General features: G+C 70.8%; 18 protein-coding genes and 4 pseudogenes. 11 read left to right on the plus strand and 11 right to left on the minus strand.

All coding sequences use genetic code 11. The annotated features are described in order from the left end of the window. Nucleotides 1-61: 61 nt before the first annotated feature. Both ACZ4WS_RS00490 and ACZ4WS_RS00495 read right to left on the minus strand, forming a co-directional pair. A pseudogene (locus ACZ4WS_RS00490) lies at nucleotides 62-967 on the minus strand (phosphotransferase family protein); the annotation flags it as partial. 70 nt (nucleotides 968-1,037) lie between these two features. Then, nucleotides 1,038-1,424: pseudogene (locus ACZ4WS_RS00495) on the minus strand (reductase); the annotation flags it as partial. Between ACZ4WS_RS00495 and ACZ4WS_RS00500 the strand changes: the two are divergent. Then, nucleotides 1,424-1,618: pseudogene (locus ACZ4WS_RS00500) on the plus strand (diguanylate cyclase); the annotation flags it as partial. The pseudogenes ACZ4WS_RS00495 and ACZ4WS_RS00500 sit on opposite strands and share 1 nt — an antisense overlap. On the opposite strand, the gene ACZ4WS_RS00505 reads toward ACZ4WS_RS00500, so the two are convergent. After that, nucleotides 1,558-2,505, minus strand: coding sequence for a DUF3626 domain-containing protein (locus tag ACZ4WS_RS00505; protein ID WP_467975853.1), 948 nt, complete (start codon nucleotides 2,503-2,505; stop codon nucleotides 1,558-1,560). The pseudogene ACZ4WS_RS00500 and the gene ACZ4WS_RS00505 sit on opposite strands and share 61 nt — an antisense overlap. A gap of 88 nt (nucleotides 2,506-2,593) precedes the next feature. On the opposite strand from ACZ4WS_RS00505, the gene ACZ4WS_RS00510 reads away from it, so the two are divergent. Continuing rightward, nucleotides 2,594-3,088 (plus strand): FBP domain-containing protein, encoded by a 495-nt coding sequence (locus tag ACZ4WS_RS00510; RefSeq protein WP_467975855.1) that lies wholly within the window; start codon nucleotides 2,594-2,596, stop codon nucleotides 3,086-3,088. A 120-nt stretch (nucleotides 3,089-3,208) separates the two neighbouring features. Here the strand turns inward: ACZ4WS_RS00510 and ACZ4WS_RS00515 are convergent, their stop codons facing one another. Continuing rightward, a complete protein-coding gene (locus ACZ4WS_RS00515) occupies nucleotides 3,209-3,559 on the minus strand; it encodes a 2-keto-4-pentenoate hydratase (RefSeq protein WP_467975857.1) in 351 nt (116 codons plus the stop codon). A gap of 50 nt (nucleotides 3,560-3,609) precedes the next feature. On the opposite strand from ACZ4WS_RS00515, the gene ACZ4WS_RS00520 reads away from it, so the two are divergent. Together ACZ4WS_RS00520 and ACZ4WS_RS00525 are read left to right on the plus strand one after the other, a co-directional pair. Next, nucleotides 3,610-3,960, plus strand: a complete 351-nt coding sequence (locus ACZ4WS_RS00520; RefSeq protein ID WP_467975859.1) for a hypothetical protein — start codon at nucleotides 3,610-3,612, stop codon at nucleotides 3,958-3,960. A 69-nt stretch (nucleotides 3,961-4,029) separates the two neighbouring features. Further along, a complete protein-coding gene (locus tag ACZ4WS_RS00525) occupies nucleotides 4,030-4,221 on the plus strand; it encodes a hypothetical protein (RefSeq protein WP_467975860.1) in 192 nt (63 codons plus the stop codon). A gap of 52 nt (nucleotides 4,222-4,273) precedes the next feature. Here ACZ4WS_RS00525 and ACZ4WS_RS00530 read toward each other — a convergent pair whose 3' ends face one another. Next, the gene (locus ACZ4WS_RS00530; RefSeq protein ID WP_467975861.1) at nucleotides 4,274-4,645 is read right to left on the minus strand and encodes a helix-turn-helix transcriptional regulator; all 372 of its coding nucleotides are present in this window, start codon (nucleotides 4,643-4,645) and stop codon (nucleotides 4,274-4,276) included. A 134-nt stretch (nucleotides 4,646-4,779) separates the two neighbouring features. On the opposite strand from ACZ4WS_RS00530, the gene ACZ4WS_RS00535 reads away from it, so the two are divergent. Further along, nucleotides 4,780-5,481, plus strand: a complete 702-nt coding sequence (locus tag ACZ4WS_RS00535) for an ANTAR domain-containing protein (protein ID WP_467975863.1) — start codon at nucleotides 4,780-4,782, stop codon at nucleotides 5,479-5,481. On the opposite strand, the pseudogene ACZ4WS_RS00540 reads toward ACZ4WS_RS00535, so the two are convergent. Beyond that, nucleotides 5,464-6,207: pseudogene (locus tag ACZ4WS_RS00540) on the minus strand (IS200/IS605 family accessory protein TnpB-related protein); the annotation flags it as partial. The gene ACZ4WS_RS00535 and the pseudogene ACZ4WS_RS00540 sit on opposite strands and share 18 nt — an antisense overlap. Before the next feature lie 132 nt (nucleotides 6,208-6,339). Further along, the gene (locus ACZ4WS_RS00545) at nucleotides 6,340-6,936 is read right to left on the minus strand and encodes a TIGR03086 family metal-binding protein (protein ID WP_467975865.1); all 597 of its coding nucleotides are present in this window, start codon (nucleotides 6,934-6,936) and stop codon (nucleotides 6,340-6,342) included. A gap of 116 nt (nucleotides 6,937-7,052) precedes the next feature. On the opposite strand from ACZ4WS_RS00545, the gene ACZ4WS_RS00550 reads away from it, so the two are divergent. From ACZ4WS_RS00550 to ACZ4WS_RS00560, 3 genes are all read left to right on the plus strand, one after another. Then, on the plus strand, nucleotides 7,053-8,315 hold the full coding sequence (locus tag ACZ4WS_RS00550) for an FUSC family protein (RefSeq protein WP_467975866.1): 1,263 nt from the start codon (nucleotides 7,053-7,055) through the stop codon (nucleotides 8,313-8,315). 32 nt (nucleotides 8,316-8,347) lie between these two features. Further along, nucleotides 8,348-9,406 carry a hypothetical protein gene (locus tag ACZ4WS_RS00555; protein ID WP_467975867.1) on the plus strand — a complete coding sequence of 353 codons (1,059 nt, stop codon included), beginning with the start codon at nucleotides 8,348-8,350 and terminating at the stop codon, nucleotides 9,404-9,406. A 114-nt stretch (nucleotides 9,407-9,520) separates the two neighbouring features. Then, the gene (locus ACZ4WS_RS00560) at nucleotides 9,521-10,753 is read left to right on the plus strand and encodes a lactonase family protein (protein WP_467975868.1); all 1,233 of its coding nucleotides are present in this window, start codon (nucleotides 9,521-9,523) and stop codon (nucleotides 10,751-10,753) included. On the opposite strand, the gene ACZ4WS_RS00565 is transcribed toward ACZ4WS_RS00560, so the two are convergent. Both ACZ4WS_RS00565 and ACZ4WS_RS00570 read right to left on the minus strand, forming a co-directional pair. After that, a complete protein-coding gene (locus ACZ4WS_RS00565; protein WP_467975869.1) occupies nucleotides 10,721-11,446 on the minus strand; it encodes a DUF2470 domain-containing protein in 726 nt (241 codons plus the stop codon). The two genes, ACZ4WS_RS00560 and ACZ4WS_RS00565, sit on opposite strands and share 33 nt — an antisense overlap. Before the next feature lie 87 nt (nucleotides 11,447-11,533). Beyond that, nucleotides 11,534-12,151 (minus strand): TetR/AcrR family transcriptional regulator, encoded by a 618-nt coding sequence (locus ACZ4WS_RS00570; protein ID WP_467975870.1) that lies wholly within the window; start codon nucleotides 12,149-12,151, stop codon nucleotides 11,534-11,536. Nucleotides 12,152-12,261: 110 nt separating this feature from the next. On the opposite strand from ACZ4WS_RS00570, the gene ACZ4WS_RS00575 reads away from it, so the two are divergent. Beyond that, on the plus strand, nucleotides 12,262-13,755 hold the full coding sequence (locus ACZ4WS_RS00575) for a cytochrome P450 (protein WP_467975871.1): 1,494 nt from the start codon (nucleotides 12,262-12,264) through the stop codon (nucleotides 13,753-13,755). Here ACZ4WS_RS00575 and ACZ4WS_RS00580 read toward each other — a convergent pair. Then, on the minus strand, nucleotides 13,717-14,571 hold the full coding sequence (locus ACZ4WS_RS00580) for a pentapeptide repeat-containing protein (RefSeq protein ID WP_467975872.1): 855 nt from the start codon (nucleotides 14,569-14,571) through the stop codon (nucleotides 13,717-13,719). The genes ACZ4WS_RS00575 and ACZ4WS_RS00580 overlap by 39 nt on opposite strands. A gap of 181 nt (nucleotides 14,572-14,752) precedes the next feature. Next, on the minus strand, nucleotides 14,753-15,430 hold the full coding sequence (locus tag ACZ4WS_RS00585) for a GAP family protein (protein ID WP_467975873.1): 678 nt from the start codon (nucleotides 15,428-15,430) through the stop codon (nucleotides 14,753-14,755). Nucleotides 15,431-16,241: 811 nt separating this feature from the next. Here ACZ4WS_RS00585 and ACZ4WS_RS00590 point away from each other — a divergent pair. Both ACZ4WS_RS00590 and ACZ4WS_RS00595 read left to right on the plus strand, forming a co-directional pair. After that, a complete protein-coding gene (locus ACZ4WS_RS00590; RefSeq protein WP_467975874.1) occupies nucleotides 16,242-16,442 on the plus strand; it encodes a DUF5999 family protein in 201 nt (66 codons plus the stop codon). 435 nt (nucleotides 16,443-16,877) lie between these two features. After that, nucleotides 16,878-17,789, plus strand: a complete 912-nt coding sequence (locus tag ACZ4WS_RS00595; RefSeq protein ID WP_467975875.1) for an SDR family oxidoreductase — start codon at nucleotides 16,878-16,880, stop codon at nucleotides 17,787-17,789. The last annotated feature ends 1 nt before the right edge of the window (nucleotide 17,790 follow it).

Here is a 17,790-nt window from a genome sequence, read left to right on the forward strand (position 1 = left end):
ACAAGAGATCCCCACACCCCCCCGCCCCCCCCCCCCCCCCCCCCCCGCCCTTCCCCCCCCCCCCCCCCCCCCGGGGCACGGTCTCGACGAGCATGATCAGGTAGAGGTAGCTGCGGTAGAGGGCGAGGCGCTGTCGGGCCGGAGCGTCGAACCCGGCCCGGCCGCCTGCGTCCTGATAGCCCTTCAGGAAATCCTCGTCCCGCTTGATGTCACCGAGCAGGGCCAGCGAGACGAAGTCCGCCAGAGGATCGCCCCAGAACATCCGCTCGCCGTCGAGCAGGCCACCGATCCGGGGCGGCGCCGCCGCGAGGCCGAGCTCGGGTGCCGCTTCCGAGCGGTCCACGAGGATGTTGCCCTGCCACAGGTCGAAGTGGACGAGTCGGGGGACGGTGACCTCGTCGAGGGCGTCGAACGCGGTCTTCGCGGTGCGGGCCACCTCGTCCACGGGGCGGGGCAGCCAGGCGCGGTAGCGGCGGGCGTCGTCCAGGACGGCGTCGTACATGGTGGTGAAGGCGGTGCGCCAGTCGGGGGCGAGGGGGCCGAGGGCGCCGGAGGGGTAGCCGAAGCCGGGGCCGGTCACACGGTGGAGGCGTGCCACCAAGCGGCCCAACTCCATGCGCAGGGCGGCATGTTCACCGGGGCGCAGGTCACCCCATGGCGCTCCCGGACAGTGCGTCATCAGGAGATGACCGTCCTCGCGGGCTCCGACAACCAGCGGCGCGGGCACGCCGACCGTGGCGGCCGCCCGGTAGAACTCCACCTCGGAGACGAGGAGTTCGCGTTCATGCCGCAGGCCGGGAGCGGTGGGCGGAGGCGGGATCTTCAGTACGTAACGCGTGCCGTCGGCGAGTCGTAGTTCCTCGACCGTGTTGTACGTCCCGCCCGACAACGCGCGGCGGCCGACGAGGTCGTCCGGGGGCAGCCCCGCAGCATCCAGAACCCGCCGCGCCCGCTCCCAGCTGTCCACCGCAGTCCCCCTGTCGCTTGTGGGCCCACTCTGCCAGCTGGGCCCACAAGCCTGCACGTGCTTGTGCTCCTTATCCGGCCGCGTACACGTCCTCGACGTAACGCCCTGCCGCGATCAGGTCGTTCAGCCACTGCTCGGAGTCACCGCCCGGGGTGCGGTCCGCGTGGAGCGTGCGGAAGGCATCGCGGACGCCGGGCGCCATACGGGAGCCGTCGCCGCAGACGTAGACGCGGGCTCCGGCGGTCAGCAGGTCCCAGACCTCGTCCGCCTCGGCGGCGATCCGGTGCTGGACGAAGGCCACGCCGTCGACGGGGGCCGCGCTGAAGGCCGGGCGCAGGGAGACCGCCCCGGCCGCTTCGTCGGCGTGGAGGAAGTCCGCGTCCGGGGCGTCGCAGCCGAAGTAGCAGAGAGCGGAGGCGAGTTGAGAGCCTGCGGCCAGCAGTGCGCCGCGGTCGGCTGCTCGCCGGGGGCGCGACGACCGCCCAGGCGGCCCGGGAGACCGGCCTGACCGTGGACGGCGTCACCTACCACCTGCTGCGGCTGTCGGAGCGGTGGGGGGCTGCCACCCGTACGGAACTGGTCGCCCGCGCCTACGCGCTGGGCGTTCTGACCCCCGGGGTGTGGCCGCCCACGGCCGTGCCCGCGCCCTGAGGGGCACCGAAGCGCGCGATGCAGTGCCACACCATCTTCAGGTCCTGCGGCTCGTAACGGCCCGTACGTGCCGCATCCCCGATGATCCGTGGGTCGAGATACCCGTCCTCGGCGATACGGGCGCCGAGCTCGACGAACTCCGGGCCACGGAAGTCCGGGTGGTTGCGCAACTCCGCCACGGAGAGCCGGTATCCGGGATGCCACTCGACCGGGCACGGCAGCCGCAGGGCCGCGGCTTCGACGGGTGTGCCGCGGTACGACCGGTCGAGGACCAGCGCCTCCATGTCCCGCGCCAGGAGGACCTGTCCGTGCACCTGTGCCTCGATGTAGTCGTTGAGCGCGTCCTGGTCGTCCGCCTCGGCCAGCTCGATCAGGGACATGCCGGACGCCACTCCGAACGCGGACGGCTCGGCCGCGCTGTCGGGGTAGCAGAACGTGGCGCGCCGCAGCGCCTCGCCGGTCATCCGGAAGTGCGAGGAGCCGAAGCGGGGTGACGCGCCCACCAGTTGGCGACGGAAGTTGAGCCCGCCGTACACAGGGCGCTGGTGCGCGGGCGCGGTGTCGTAGGCCGCGCCGAAGATCCGGCTCTCCCAGCGCCAGCGGTCGCCGCCGGGGTGCGCGGTCAGCCCGCCGTTGCTCGTGCCCGTGACGAACTGCGAGCGGTACGTGCCGTCCTGGGCCAGCCCCTCCAGGATCGGGAGCTCGCGTACGAGCCGGTCCGGGTGGAAGTTCAGGGTCACCCGCAGCGCCGGATCCAGCGCGGGGCCGCGGGAGCGGGCGGCGACGTGGCGGAGGGCCTGCTCCTGGGGTGTGCGACTGCCTCCCGTAGGCCGACCGTTCCCCGTCGGCCGTCCGTTCCCCGCCGTGCGACCGTTCCCGAAATGCATTGGATGTCTCCCGTGAGGCTATGTAGTTTAGGGCCAAACCTAGTACCCCTAGGTTTTTGCCCGTCGATCCCCCAGGAGAACTCCCCCCATGAGATCACTCACCGAGCAGGACATCCGCAACTCGTTCATCAACTGCTCCAAAGGGGAGGCGAAGCGTCTCGCGATCCCCCGCGATCTCGACGAACGCCCCTGGGACGACCTGGACTTCCTGGGCTGGCGAGATCCCGGCGCACCGGACCGTAGCTATCTCGTCACCGAGCGGGCCGACGCCCTCGTGGGCGTCACCCTGCGTTTCCCCTCCTCCCAACGCGGCTTCCTGCACCGCAGCATGTGCTCGCTGTGCCTGACGACCCACCCGGGCAACGGCGTCTCGCTGATGACGGCCCGCAAGGCGGGCGCGGCCGGCCGCGAGGGCAACTCGGTCGGCGTCTACATGTGCGCCGACCTCGCCTGCTCCCTGTACGTGCGCGGCAAGAAGGCCCCCGAACCCGGAGGCCGCTTCGAGGAGAGCCTCACGGTGCAGGAGCAGATCGCCCGGACGGTGGGCCGCCTGTCCGCTTTCCTGGAGAAGGTGTACGCCTGACTTCCGGTGGCTTCCTGAGTACGTTCTCGTCCGCGCCCATACCCTGCGTGCCGGTGAGTGACGGGGTATCAGGGCCCGAAGGGCGATGCGGGACACGGGAGTCGGTCCCGCACCGCCCGGTCACGTGGTCGGCGCCTTCGACGGTGGCGCCGGCCGTGGGGTCAGCCCGCGTTCGGCGTCCGCGAGCCGGGTGGGTCGGCTGCCCAGGACGCCGCCGCCGCACGACGCGTTGTCCGCGACCGTGTCGGCCAGCGTGATCCGCCAGTCCTCGATGCGTGAGTCGATGATCTCCAGAGCCGGAAGCACGTACTCGACGGCGGAAGCGGCCTCGGCGGCGGTCACTCCGGGCCCGGCCAGCGGCTTGCCGAGCACGAACGCGATCTCCGGCTCGGCCTTCGGCTGGAGGTACCGGTCCACCGGGATCGGGGTGTGTTCGGTCTGGCGGGCGCGGTCCTGTGCCTGGCCGGTCACCTGCCCGGTCCCGTCCGGCGGTGGGCCCGCACGCGGTCACGCTCGCCGCTATGACGGCGACGGGCCCGGGAGCGGTCGGACGGGAGCTGCTGCTGGGCTTCGCCGCCCTCGGCGCGGCCTGCGCGTGGAGAGTCCTCGCCGGATGTGCTGCCCGCAGCGTCGATCTCGCCGTGATGGCCGTACTGACGGCGGCGACGGCATCGCCCCAGGGGCTCCACGCGCACGGTGGCGGTCCCCGGCTGCTGCCTCTTTTTCTTCCTCGTGCCGGGCCGTCGCCAGAGCCGGGACCATGCTGCTCAGCCGGGTCTGGCGCGGCGCCCGCACCGCTCGGCCACAGCCCGCTTCTCGGCGAGGTCGGCGGCCTGCTGATGATCGCGGGCACGGCCGGGATGCTCGGCTGACCACGGGCTTGGCGGCGGACTTGGCTCCGGACTCGGCCGCGGACTTGGCCAAGGCTCATCGAGGCCCGCGTGGTCATCGCCTTCCAGGCCGTGGACCAGTGGCGCGAGCGGATGCACGCCTACCTGCGGCAGGCCCACGCGGCCGGCCAGGTCCCCACGACGACACCGGACGAACGCGGCATCGGCACGCTGCTCGCCACCCTCATGGGGTTCCAGATCAAAGCGCTGCTCGCTCCGCGGACCACCGGCGCCCAGCGGTAGGAAGCGGTCCTCGATGGACTTCTCGGCACGCTCTCGTGAACGCCCGCGGGCTTCACCGATCGGCTGCGGCCCGGCGCGCCTGGGGAGGTGTCGTCTGCAACTGCTGGGGCTGGTTGCCGCGTTGCGCGTCATGCCGGGCGAGGACGGAGAGCAGGTCCGTCACGCTCAGACCGGCATCGGCCGGGTGCCGAAGGATGGTCCCCGGTTCGATGCGGTAGATGTTGGAGCGTCCCTGCCGGGTGTGGGAGAGATAGCCCTCCTGCTCCAGATCGGAAATGATCTTCTGGACGGCCCGCTCGGTGAGCCGACACCGCGCCGCCATGTCCCGGATGCGGGTGTTGGGATCCTCGGCGATCGCCGCCAGGACGCGCGCGTGGTTGGTGAGGAACGTCCAGCCTGTGTGTGTCTCCGGTACTCCACCCATGGACCCAGGGTATGGCGTGACATTCACGTAAACAAAAGGGCGAAATAGATTTCATGTATCTCTTGACGGGTGACGTTCCGGGGGCTGAACCTGGAAGAGGCCAAGACAGGTGGATGTTCTCGGGAGCTGCTGCCATGTCAGAACAACTGCTTTCCCTCGGGAGCGGGGAGGAGATCGCCGGCGCGGCGGACACCTCAGCGATTGCGCCTCCGCAGCCGTGGCTGCGCATAGAGACGTACCCGGCTGACGACCGTGTGCTCATGGTGGTGTCCGGCGATCTCGACATCGACACCGACCAGATGCTGCAGCACGCCCTGCGCTACACCCTCGTCGGTTCCGTCAGCGGCGTGGATCTCGACCTGAGCGGCGTCGAATTCTGCGACTGCTCCGGGCTCAACGTCCTGCTGCGCATGCGTCGGCGCGCCCTGGAGGACGCCAAGACCATCGCCATCCGCACCGCCGGCGCCTCGGTCGAGAGGCTGCTCGACCTCACTCACACCCGCCCCCTGTTCGCCTGGACGAGGGAGGACGCGCTGTACGACGATGCCGATCAAGACCTGCGCATCGAACTCCTCCAACTGCGACAGGCCATGCAGACCCGTCCCGTCATCGACCTGGCCCGCGGCGTCCTGATGGCCACCTTCGCCCTGAGCGCCGAGGACGCCTGGAACGTCCTGGTCACGGTCTCCCAGCGCACCAACACCAAACTGCGCCACGTGGCCAAGGACTTGGTGAACAGCGTCAACGGAAACCCGCTGTCCGAGCCGCAGCAACAGCAACTCGCCGCAGCGGTCGCCGACCACAGCAAACCGTTCCTGGAGACTGAGCGGGAGTGAGTCCTGTTGCCAGGACTCATGCTCAGCCGAACGCCCCGAACAGTATTGGGCCTTCTGGTTACCCGCGTTCGCTCCGCGTCCGGGCCGGACGGATCGTGTCCGTGGTCCGGGAATGCGGGGGCGGGTTCCCTCACGCCCAGGCACACGCCGACCGGCCTGGACGGTCCGATGCCCCTGCTCATCACTCCGGTGAGCAGGGGGCGGTGCCGTCCGTCGCCGGATCGAGTGTCCCTGGGCGGGGCGTCCGATCGCCACGGCAGCAGCATCGTGGCGGGTGGTCTTGCGGGTTGTGGTGGTGAGGGGTTTCTGCCAGTGCTGGGCGCCCCAGCGGCTGGTGTAGGCCGGGTCCACCGCGATGACCGCGATACCCGTCTGGTCGGCCATCGAGGCCAGCCGGGCGCGCAGGCGGCCGGTGGGCATGCCGGAGATCAGCCGGCGGAACCGCTTCTTGCGGCCGTGCTTCTCGCGGGTCTTCTCCGCGGCGAAGTCCAGGTCCTCCACCGCGATGGCGCGCACACCACAAGCTCTGGCCCAGTGCAGCAGGCGGGTGAGGGCGTGGCGGACCTGGGCGTCACGGTGCTCCCGGGTGCCGGACAGGTCGTAGAAGAAACGGCGCGGGACACCGGTCGGGTTGCCGTGGGCGTCCAGACGCCAGGCGGCGAGGTGGTCGGCGTTCATGTCGACGCCGATCACTCCGTGGGCGAGCACGGCCTCCAAGGGGCATATCCGGATCGGTGCCATTTCATGATCCAGGCTCCCGTGCCGGGCTCCCACGGACCATCCGGCAGGCCTCAGACCCAAGCGGGGGAAATCCACGCGGGCGGCGCTGTGGTTTTCCCCCGACTCCCCGTGCCTGCGTCAGGACGCGGCGGGCGTCCAGCGCGGGTCCCGGCCGAGGTAGGCGAGCAGCGTCTCGGCCCGGCCGTAGCCCTCCGGGACCTCGCGCGCGGCGGCGAACACCCCGAACGAATCCCGCAGATGATCGGCCAGCCGCTCCGCCGCGGCCCAGATCCCCTCGGCCAGCTCCTCCTCCAGCGGCGCGTCCTGGCCCGTCGCGACGGCGATGTCCCACGCGTGCACGGCCGCGTCCATGGCGCCCGCGGCGGCGGCGAGACGCAGCGGCAGCGGGCCGAGCGGGGTGGCCACCTCCGCGGCGTCGGCGGGCAGCTGCGCGTAGGCGTCCGTCACCTCGCGCAGCACCTTCTCCAGGGCCCCCTGCGCGTCGGCGTCGAGCGCGTCGGCGGGCTGGAAGGCGTCGGACTCGGGCCGGCCGACGCCGGTGATCGCGGCACCGTACGCCTGCTGATCGAGTCGCGCGTGGTTGAGGACCTGGCGTACCGTCCACTCACTGCACGGCGTCGGCGATGCCCACGCCCCCTCCGGCACTGCGGCGACCACCTCGCGCAGATAGGTGTGTGCCCGCGTCAGCAGCTCGATGCCCTCGACCTTGCTCATCCCTGGTCCCCTCCTGTTGCCTTCCGGCTGTTGAGAACAACCTAGGGTCACTTGCGGACAGCCACGGTCCTCAATCAATACGTTCGGTACACCTGTGGAACGGGAAAAGCCCAAGGATGCGAGAGGTACGTGAGGAGTGGGCGACATCGGTCGCCCAGCTCGTGAAGCGACACCGTGAGCCGGTGGCCGTCCAGACCTTCAGGTCGACGGCTGCCGCGACGATCGCGTACGTCGTCGCCCTGCACCTCAGCCCCGAGCCCGCGCCGCTCACCGCGCCCCTCACCGCGCTGCTGGTCGTGCAGGTCACCCTGTACGCCACGATCACCACCAGCATCCGGCGCGTGAACTCGGTGGTGACCGGCGTCGTCATCGCCATCGGCTTCAGCAGCCTGGTGGGGCTGACCTGGTGGAGCCTGGCCTTGATCATCCTGGCCTCGCTGGTGGTCGGGCATTTCGTACGGGTCGACGAGTTCGTGCCCGAGGTGGCGATCAGCGCCATGCTGGTCCTCGGCGTCACCAGGGTCGGCGACACGGCGTGGGCGCGGGTGGTGGAAACGCTGATCGGGGCCGTCGTGGGGCTCGGCGCCAACCTCGTGTTCCCGCCTCCGGTGTGGGTGAGCGAAGCCGGTCAGTCCATCGAGGATCTGGCCCGCCGGATGCGGCAGTTGATGCTGCGCATCGGCGAGGAGGCCGCGGGCCGCACTCCCTACCAGCTGGCGGCCGAACGGCTGCACGAGGCGCGCCGCCTCGACCACGACATCGTCCAGGTGGACGCGGCGCTGCGGCAGGCCGAGGACAGCCTGAAGCTCAACCCCCGGGTGCGCGAGGGTCTGCTGCACCGGGTCGTGCTGCGCACCGGCCTCGACACGCTGGAGATCTGCACCGTGGTCCTGCGGGTGCTCGCGCGCAGCCTCACCGACCTCGCCAAGGTGCGTGAGCCCCATCCGCTGTTCGAGCCGCAGGCCGGGGCCGCCCTGGAGCAGCTGCTGTCCGAGGTCGCCGACGCCATCGTCAGCTTCGCCGTGCTGGTGACCACCGATGTGAGCCGCAGCGCCGCGTCGGCGGAGGCGCGGCTCGCCGCGGAACTCACCACGGCGACTGCCACCCGCGACAAGCTGGCCCAGCTGTTCCTCGAGGACATCCAGCGGGACGCCCGCCAGTGGGAGCTGCACGGCGCCGTCCTGACGGAGGTCAACCGCATCATCGACGAGCTCGACACGGAGCACCGCACCCGACGGCTCCTGGAGGAGCTGGACCGCTGCACACGCGAAGAGCGCGAGCGCCGGCCGCACCTCACCCGCCTGCGGCGGCATCTGCGCCTTCCGCGACGGCTGCGCCGGAGGAGGAACCGCCCCGCCGCTTCTCGTCGTTCTACGTGAGAAGGCGTTACGGCGACGAGGGGAGCGGGCGAATGTCCGAGGACACCGTACGGATCGACGGGAACACGCTCAGGCTGCCGGGCGGGGTGCGGGTGCGGTTCATACGGACGCTGCGGCTGCCCGAGACGGGCACGCACGCGCTGCCCCCGGGACTTGGCGAGTTCCCGATACGTCGCGTCGAGGATCACGCGGACACGGTGCCCGCCGAATGGCGGGCCCGCGGCGGTGTGATGCTGCCGGTATATCTGCGCGAGGCCATGTGGCTGAGTTTCGCGGGGACGTCGGAACCGGCCGCCCTGCAGGTCGGCGTGGGCAAGGTGTGCGCGGTCTCGGGCAAGCCGTGGAGCTCCCGGCTGACCCGGGACCCGCAGAACTACGTGGTGCTGCCGCGCCAGCCGTGGCTCGACGGCATCAACTCCGGGAAGGGGACGGTCCGCCAGTTCGTGGCGGTGCCCCTGGGCCTGGGCGCCACCGTCGAGGGCCAGGTCACCGGCGAGGAGGTGTGGGGCGGCGTACAGCTGCAGTCGTTCCGGCTGGGCGCCGCGGAGCTGGCCGCGTGGCGCGAGGAGGAGCGCCGCAGGGCGCAGGCACGCACGGAGATGACCCTCTCGGCCGGTGGCTACGGCGCCGCGCCCCCCATGGCCGCACCAGCAGCACCGGGCGCCGCCCCGGTCGCCGGGGGCGCTCCCGAGGGCGGCGCGCGGAAGGCCTCCGCGATGGGCCTCGGTGTCGGCGGTTCGATGCGCCAGGAGGTCTACCGGGACGACCGGCCGCTCCGGTCCTGGGCCAAGGAGCCCGCCGGGCGGGTGTTCGTGCATCTGGTGACGCCTCCGGAGTGGCGCCGCATCACCGGCGAGGCGCCGCCGCCGTCACCCGTGGACCGCGCGGCCTACACACGGGCCGGGCTCCCCTGGTTCGACTACTACGACCAGGACGCCACAGACCTGGCCCCCACGGACACGCTGGGTTCGGTGCAGCCGGTCGGCGACTGGCTCGGCGACGACCACGAGCCCTGGCAGCAGCCCTCGCCCCACCAGGTGAAGCCGCTCGGGGACGCGCCGGGCAAGCCGGTCGAGGACGGCGACTGGTAATCGACCAACGATCGTTGCATCCTGCGCAACACTCGTTGCCGTTCTTGCACTTCCCGGGTGTCGCACGCCAAGGTGGCTGTCACGACTGAGGCAACCGACACCCGAGGTGCAGGCATGAGCAGTGGTGCAGAACCGGCGCGAGGCTCGGGCAACGGCTGGACCAGGCGCCGTTTCGTCGGCGCGCTGGCGAGCGCCGCCACGGTGGCGACGGTTCCGGCGCCGGCCGCACCCATGACGGACCCCGCACCGGCGGACGCCGCACCGACCACTCCGACACCGACGCCGACGCCGACGCCGACGGCAGGATCTCCGTCACCGGCCCCCCGCCCACTGTTCCTCGGCACCTACACCTCGGCCGAAGGCGGCGGTACAGGGATCGGCCGCGCCACCTACGACCCCGCGACGGGCCGTATCACCGGCACCGGGACCATCACCGGCGTCGGCGATCCGTCGTATCTCGCGCTGCATCCGAACGGCCGCACGCTGTACGCCGTCAATGAGCGGGAGAACGGCGGGGTGACGGCCGTACGACTCCCGAAGAACGAGGTGCTCGGCACGCGCGGCACCGGCGGCGCGGGCCCCTGCCATCTGTCCGTGCACCCGAGCGGCCGCTGGCTGCTGAGCGCCAACTACACCTCCGGCAGCGTGGCCGTGCACCCCATCGACGCCTCCGGCGCGCTCGGTGAGCGTACCGACCTGGTCACACACTCCAGTCCGGCGCCGGGTCCGGGCCAAGAGGGCCCGCACGCCCACCAGTTCATCACCAGCCCCGACGGCGGCCATGTCCTCGCCGTCGACCTGGGCACCGACACCGTCTACACCTACCGGCTGAACCCGTCCAAGGGCACGCTCACCGAGGTCTCCCAGGCGCATACACGGCCGGGCGCGGGCCCGCGCCATCTCACCTTCCACCCCGGCGGCCGGTACGCCTACCTCGCCAACGAGGTCGACAACACGGTCGCGGTCTGCGCCTACGATCCGGCCACCGGACGGCTCACACCGGACGATCCGCAGTCCACAGGGACCGGCGAGGGCACGAGTTACCCGGCGCAGATCCTGGTCACGTCGAACGGGTCGTACGCCTATCTCGCCAACCGCGGCCACAACAGCCTCACGCGCTACGCGGTCGAGGCGGACGGCGCCCGCCTGAAGCTCCTGGACACCGTGCCGGTGGGTGGCGACTTCCCGCGTCACATCACCTTCTCGCCGGACGGGAAACTGCTGTTCGCGGCGAACCAGCGGTCGAGCACGGTCAGTGTCTTCCACGTCGACGCCAGGAGCGGCGAACTCCGGCTCGCGGGTGAGCCGTTCGCCTCACCGATCGCCGTCTGTGCGCTGCCGCTGTAGCGCGCGGGGGCAGGAGGCGGAGCTCGCCTGGGTCAGCAGGACGTGCATGCGTTCCGTGAGCTGCGAGACGTCGTCGGCGGGTGCGTGGAAGGGCAGGCGTACGTCACCGTTGCCGCGCGCTCGCTCGATGCGCAGCGTGAGTCCATGCCGGTCGACGGCGAGCGGCTGGACGCGCACCGCGCCGTGCAGGCTGTCCGGTTCGACGAGGCGGGTGAGCCGTTCGACCGCGTCCGGATGAGCGTCGGCGAGGTGGGTCAGCAGCTTGGCCTCGGCCGTCGCCAGCGGGTCGGGCCGGGCGTCGGCGAACTCGTCGAGGTCGACCACGACCGTGCCGGACGGCCGGCGCAGCACCGCGCGCGTCGGACGGAACGACAAGTGCCCGTCCTCGGGGACGAACCAGCCGGCGAGCCACAGCCGGGCGCGGATCCGGTTGCGTACCGGAACGGGCGCGACATCGGCGAATTCGAGGACGGCGGACGGCTCTCCGCGCGGCGCGCAGATCGCGGCCGCGAGCAGCGCGCTGTCCTCCGACACATGCAGGAGCACCCGGCCGTCCGCGGCCACGGTGTGTGCGCCGACGAACTCCTCCCGGCCGCCCTCCGCGGTCACCGCGCAGGACCATGCCGCGTCGAGCATCGAGCGGGCATGCTCCGCCGCGGCAGGCGCGGCCGTCCAGGTGTGACGGTCACCCATCAGAAACCTCCTTAGGTAAGGCTTGCCTAACCTATCGAAGATCCGGATGTACGCCAACCACGCCCCGCCAACCTGTGAGCACCCTTTTCAGGGTGTGATCGCACCCAGCAGCGCCCGCGCGCACAGATCGCGCACCTGCTCCCGGGTCAGCTCCGCCCCCCGGAGCCACTCCAGACAGACGGCCGTGGTGAACGCCAGCCACCCGCGTACGGCGATCCGGAGTTCGGGGCGGTCCTCGGGCGCCCAGCCGAGCTCGGGGTCCGCGGCGAGCACCTCGAGAATCTGCCGCTCCTGTGCGGCCAGCGCCTGCCGGTAGACCTTGCGTACGGCCTGGTCACCCGCCGCGTCGGCGCGGTGGAAGGCACGGAAGCCGTGCGCGTGCGCCTCGACGTAGGCGAGGAAGGTGTCGAGCCCGGCGCCGAGCTGTTCGCGCACCGGAACTCCGGGCACGGCCGCCGTCATCCGCAGCATCCGCTTGCTCTCGCGCTCGACGACGGCCGCGAAGAAGTCCCGTTTCGTCGGGAAGTAGTGGTAGAGCAGTCCGCGCGAGACTCCCGCGATCTCGGCGACCTGCTCGATCCACACATCGTCGTACGGACTCTCCGAGAACAGACACGCCCCCACCGAGAGGAGCTGCTCCCGGCGCTCCTCGGTGCTGAGCCGACGGCGTGTACGTGCTGCCCGCTCCCCCTGGTTCCCGGCCATGTCCGCACTTTACTTGACGTGGGTTCAACAACGGGACCACACTGAAATCCGCTATTGAACCCACGTACAACAGACTCAGACTGCCACAGAGGCACAAGGGAGATGGCGTCATGGCGGAGACGACAGCGGGCGCGCTGCCCAAGGGATTCCGCAGCGCGGAGCAGGGCTGGCCGGAGCTGCACCGCATTGCGCATCCGCCGCGCCGGATCCCGCTGATCGGCGACGTACTGAGCGCAAACGTCCGTTCGCCGGTGCAGGATTCGATGCGTTTCGGGCGGCAGCTCGGGCCGATCTTCCGGCGCAAGGCCTTCGGCAAAGAGGTCGTCTTCGTCTGGGGCGCGGACCTCGCGGCGGAGCTGGCGGACGAGTCTCGGTTCGCGAAGCATGTCGGCCTCGGGGTCGCCAATCTGCGGCCGGTGGCCGGGGACGGCCTGTTCACGGCGTACAACCACGAGCCCAACTGGCAGCTGGCGCACGACGTGCTGGCGCCGGGCTTCAGCCGTGAGGCCATGGAGGGCTACCACCCGATGATGCTGGCGGTGACCGAGCGGCTGATGGACCGCTGGGACCGGGAGCGGACGGCGGGGCGTGCCGTCGACGTGCCCGGCGACATGACGAAGCTGACCCTGGAGACGATCGCCCGGACCGGCTTCGGCCATGACTTCGGCTCCTTCGAGCGCGCCCGCCCGCACCCGTTCGTGAACGCGATGGTGGGCACACTGACGTACGCGCAGCGCCTCAATGTCGTGCCCACGCCCCTGGCACCGCTGCTGCTGCGCGGCGCCTCCCGCCGCAACGAGGCGGACATGGCGTATCTCAATCGCACGGTCGACTCGGTGGTGGCGGCCCGCAAATCCTCAAGCGGGGACGGTGACCTGCTCGACCGCATGCTGGAGACCGCGCATCCGGAGACCGGGGAGCGGCTGACACCGGAGAACATCCGCCGCCAGGTCATCACCTTCCTGATCGCGGGCCACGAGACCACCTCGGGCGCGCTCTCCTTCGCCCTGTACTACCTCTCCCGGCACCCGGACGTCGCCGCCCGCGCCCGGGCCGAGGTGGACCGCGTCTGGGGCGACACGGTGCGGCCCGGCTACGACCAGGTCGCCAAGCTGCGGTATGTGCGCCGGGTCCTGGACGAGTCGCTGCGCCTGTGGCCGACGGCGCCCGGGTTCGCGCGCGAGGCCCGGCAGGACACGGTGCTGGGCGGCGCCCATCCGATGCGGCAGGGTGCGTGGGCGCTGGTCCTGACCACGTTGCTGCACCGGGATCCGGACGTGTGGGGCTCCGACGCGGAGAAGTTCGACCCGGATCGCTTCGACCCGAAGGCGGTACGGTCCCGGCCCGCGCACACCTTCAAGCCGTTCGGCACCGGGGCGCGGGCCTGTATCGGCCGCCAGTTCGCGCTGCACGAGGCGACGCTGGTCCTCGGGCTGCTGCTGCGCCGCTACGAACTGCGGGCCGACCCGGACTACCGGCTGCGCGTGACCGAGCGGCTGACGCTGATGCCGGAAGGGCTGCGGCTCCATCTCGAAGGCCGCGCCCCCGCCGCTTCGCAGGAGTCCTCAGCGCTGAGCCGTCCAGTGGCCCGGGCGGGTGACTGACTCCGGCAGCTTGGTGCCGGCGCTGCCCCGGGCCGCGTTCAGCTGGGGCTGGGTCAGGAAGAACGCGCCGGTCAGATCGGCGTCCGTGAGGTCGGTGTCGCGCAGGTCGGCACCGATCAGGTCGGCGCCGCGCAGATCCGCGCCGGTCAGGTCGGCGGCGATGAGATAGGCGCCGCGCAGGTTGGCGCCCCGCAGGTCGGCTCCCTTGAGGCGGGCGCCCATCAGATCTGCGCCCCGGCGGTCCTTGGGGCGGCCCTTGCGTCCGCGACCGGCTCCCGCTCGCACGAGTTCGCTGGTCCGCAGCAGCAGCGCGTTGACGTCCTGCCGGTGCGCGCCCACGTCCAGCTCTCCCAGTTCTTCCGGTGTTCGGCGGGTGAGCCGCTCCGTCGTGTCGAGCGCTCGACGGAGGTCGACGTGCACCGGGCGGGCTGCGGGGAGCGTCAGTGCCTCATTGAGATACCAGAGCAGTTCGTGGAGCTGGCGTACGACCGGGAACACGTCGAACATCTGCCGCGCCTGGGCCCGTGACCCCGAGCGCCAGTCCTCTCCTCCGAAGGTGACCTGCGAGACCTTCTGCCCGGCGCCGAAGCAGTCGTACACCGTGCACCCCGTGAAGCCCTTCTGGCGCAGCTGCGTGTGGATACCGCACCGGAAGTCCGTCTCCAGGTTCGGGCACGGCTTCCCCGCGTCCTTGTCGATCGCGAAGTCCGCCGACCGGGCGAAGGGCAGCGCGGCGCAGCACAGCCCGAAGCACTGCCCGCAGTCGGCCCGCAGTTCGAGGAGCCGGCCCTGGGCTGTTCCGCTGTCTTCTTGCATGAACGCAGCCTACTGAGCCGGGAAGGGGTGCCTGAACTGGTCCTGTGTCATGGTCTGGACCATTAAAGAGTTGGTCCGCAGGGTGGGTTTTCGCCCCCGACGCCCCTACCCGTCCCGTCCTGGGGCTCACTCGCCCAAGGCGGTCGTGTGATCGAACCACACGGCGACGCGAGTAAGCCTGTCAGGAGGTGAGGATGGAGATACCGTCTCCTAGCAGTTTCAACCCGAGAACGAAGAACAGGACGGCCATCACGGCGACATTGTGCTGGGCTGCCCAGTCTTTCCAATTGCCGAGCGTGGTTTTGGCTCGCTCTCCCCCGAGCAGGAAAACTCCCAGTGGGGCCAGCAGGCCGAGGGTGGCGATCAGGACGAAGATCGCCAGCGATGCGATCTGCTGCCCGACCGGCAGTCCGGCTGAGCCAATCGCGGCGCCCGCGGCGATGGTCAGCGGGGCGTTCTTGGCGTTGAGCGCGGCCAAGGCCATTCCGAGTCCGAAGACCTTGACCGGCGTGAGGTGGTCGATCGCGCCCATCCACTTCGGCAGCTGGGCTTGCGAGGGATCCGCCGGGCGCCGGTGCCACAGCCGGGCGCCGAAGAGAACGAGGAACACGCCCAGGGCGAGCTTGAGAGCTCCCACCCAGGTGGCCGGGTGATTGTGGGCGGAGGCACCTGCGGGGGAAGCGATCGCCAGCATCACTGCGCCCAGTGCCGAGAGTCCCAGGATCCAGCCGACGGTGAAGAGGAGTCCGTTGAGACGTCCCCGAGGCGTGGCGAGTATGAGGATGATCGCGATGATCGGGAGCGGGCTGATCGCGACGCCGGCCGCAAGACCCAGCACGTCACCGAGAACTTTGCCCATGGTTGTCTCCAGGTGGGGATCGGGGTGGCGATCCACTTGAGCAACGCTTGATCGGTGCCCCGACAGCCTGCGCGGGCAGCCGTGGGACTGTCGTGGACGTGCCCGGGGCCTGCAGACGGCCCCTGGGCCGTGGGTCGCCGCCGTCCCGAAAGAGGTCGTTCTGAATGGCGAACCCCTCGGTGGTCAACACCCGGCCGGTACCTTTCCCAGACGTTTCAGACTGCTGAACTCGTCGCTCAAACCCGCTTACGGTGCAGCGGGGACGGCGCCCGGGCGCAGCGACGGGTGGTTACGCGGTCGGCTGTGCCGCTGTTTCATGGCCACGCGGAAGCGACTGCCCGAGAACTCGACGACGACGTACTCGGCACATCCCCATTCCATCTTCCTGCGCCTTTCCGGATCTGTCCTCGGGAACCTCTCAGAGCTTCTCGAGAATCCGCCCCTGGCAGGTGACCACATCACCCACGGCCCGGGTGCGAGGCGGTACTTGTGGAGTCAGGATCAAAGGTGAGGGCGATGGCGCCTCATGTCCGAGCGCTTGGCGACCCTCGGACCGATCCGTGGCAGGAGAATCTCACGATGACTGCGACGACAGGCGCAACCCAGCCAGCTCAGCGTGGGGAGCCGGCACCGGCCTCCCGCCGGTCGGCCGTCCGCGTCTCCGGCCCGAACTCCACGACGCCTTCGTCTCCCTCGCCGGCAGCCTCACCGGTGAGTTTTCGGCATGGGAGGAGTCCCTAATCCAACCGATAACAAGCTCCGCTATTACAGACGGAACAGAGGGAAACGCCACAGACGCAGGGGAGACATCATGTGCACCCACTGGCCTCCGTGCCCCACCAGCGACAGCCCGGACCACCACGCCGCTGTGATCGTGTCCGCCCACCCGGAACAGGGCTGGTATCTGCTGTGCAACGGCACCATCGCCTTCGACGACACCGGTGAACTCCTGCCGGACGGCCGGGCCGTGACGCCGCTGCGTACGACCGGCCCGGCGCTGGCCGCCGCCTGATCACCGGGTGACGAGCCGTGTGATCACTGTGTCGTCGTCGATGCCGGGAAGGGAGAGCGTCACCCGGCCGTCGTGGACGACGATTCCGATGCCGGCAGGAGAGCCCGGTCCGGCGCCGCCGTACGCGGGCTCAGCTGATCGTGACCAACGTTTCCGCCGCGGCCACCGCCACCACCACGATCGACAGCGCCTACGCCGCCTTCGCGACCCCCGTGGTTCCCGCCCCCGCCCTGCCCCCTGGCGCCACGTGGACCTGCACCCCGACATCACCGTGCCGCCGCAGCACTCCTACAGCACGATCCCGCTCCGTCTCGTCCTCGGTGCTCAGGAGGTGTGCCTGGGCATCGTCGTCAAGTGAAGGGCAGTGAAGGCGGATGCCCGCCGATGTCCGGGTGCCTCTGGCGGTTTGCGGGCACACCGGGTATCGAGACGGCCATGGACGACACCCCCCTCCCCGGTCTCCCCGCTCCTCCCCCGCCCGGCGCGAGCGCGCTGCCGCCCGGGACGTACGACGGCTCGCTGGTCCTGGTCACCGGCGGCGGCACCGGACTCGGCAAGGCGATCGCGGCGGAGTTCGCGCGGCTGGGTGCCGATCTGGTGCTCATCAGTCGCCGGGAGGAGCATCTGCGGTCCGCGCGGGAGGAGTTGGCGAGGTTGGGCACGCGGGTGACGACGGCCGTGTGCGACATCCGGGATGCCGAGCGCATCGCCGAGGTGTTCGACACCTGTGGTCTGCCCGACGTGCTGGTCAACAACGCGGCCGCCAACTTTCCCGTGCCCGCGGAGGACATGTCCCCGAACGCCTGGCGGGCGGTCGTCGACATCACGCTGACGGGGACGTTTCTGGTGACGCGTGAGTTCGGCCGCCGCCATCTGGCCGCGGGCACACCCGGTTCGATCATCGACGTCGGCGCCTCGTACGCCTGGACGGGCGGCCCCGGTTTCGCGCACAGCGCGGCGGCCAAGGCGGGCGTACGCACCCTGGTCCGGACACTGGCCGTGGAGTGGGGGCCGTACGGCATCCAGGTCAACGGTCTGGTGCCCGGGCTGATGCCGCACGAGGACATGACCGACGACATCCGCGGCAACCTCGACCGGGCCCCGGCGCACGACCTCCCCGGCAGCCCGGACCGGGCCGACGCGCACGACGCGCGTCAGCCCGCCCTCCGGGTCGGCGCGCCACGTGAACTCGGCTGGGCCGCCACCTTCCTCGCGTCCCCCTACGCCCGTTTCATCACCGGCCACACGCTGGTGGTGGACGGCGCGAACTGGCAGCGCAGGGGGCTCGTCAGCCCGCCGGTCGTGCCGGTGCGGGACCAGCTGGGGCGGGGGCCCTTCACCGGCTGAC

This window comes from Streptomyces sp. NPDC029292, assembly GCF_055569295.1.